Source organism: Streptomyces sp. SID12501 (genome assembly GCF_010550245.1).
Classification (GTDB): domain Bacteria; phylum Actinomycetota; class Actinomycetes; order Streptomycetales; family Streptomycetaceae; genus Streptomyces.
In genome coordinates this window covers 1-409 of sequence record NZ_JAAGLU010000888.1, presented here as the reverse complement: position 1 = coordinate 409, position 409 = coordinate 1, and the positions used below count along the sequence as shown (strand labels likewise).

The window sequence follows — 409 nt, the reverse complement described above, 5'->3', positions numbered from 1 at the left end:
GCTGTGGGAAGCAAGCTTGAAGAGGTCGCGACACGCGTCATGGACAAGCGGCTCCTTCGCCTTGCAGAGGCAGCGAGCCGACTTGGGGATACCGGCGTGATTGAGTACGTCACCAACAGTCCAGCAGCGGCGAGGTTCTTTGAGGATCGGATGATCGCTCTGGGACTCCGCGGCTAGGTCCGACTCGTCCCGTGAGAGGTTGGAGAGATGCCCAACTCCGTCGTCGTCGTCGCGGACGGTGACTTTCGGTTCGATCCGTCAGCTGTCTTCGACGTCGTGGGCGCGGCCTGGCCGCGCAGCACGTTCGCCGGGGTGAGCGGGCGGCTCTCGGAGGTGTCCGCGGGGCAGATCACCGTCCGGGAGGGCGAGGAGCTGCTCGCGCTGGTCGAGGTGGACGTGGCGGGGGAGG

The 409-nt window shown here is 66.5% G+C and carries 1 protein-coding gene; it reads left to right on the top strand.

Features of this window, described 5'->3' with window-relative positions; genetic code table 11:
• Positions 1 to 207 precede the first annotated feature (207 nt).
• Positions 208 to 409 (top strand): hypothetical protein (locus G3I71_RS48985; protein ID WP_164325453.1); only part of this gene is annotated, 202 nt, incomplete at its 3' end.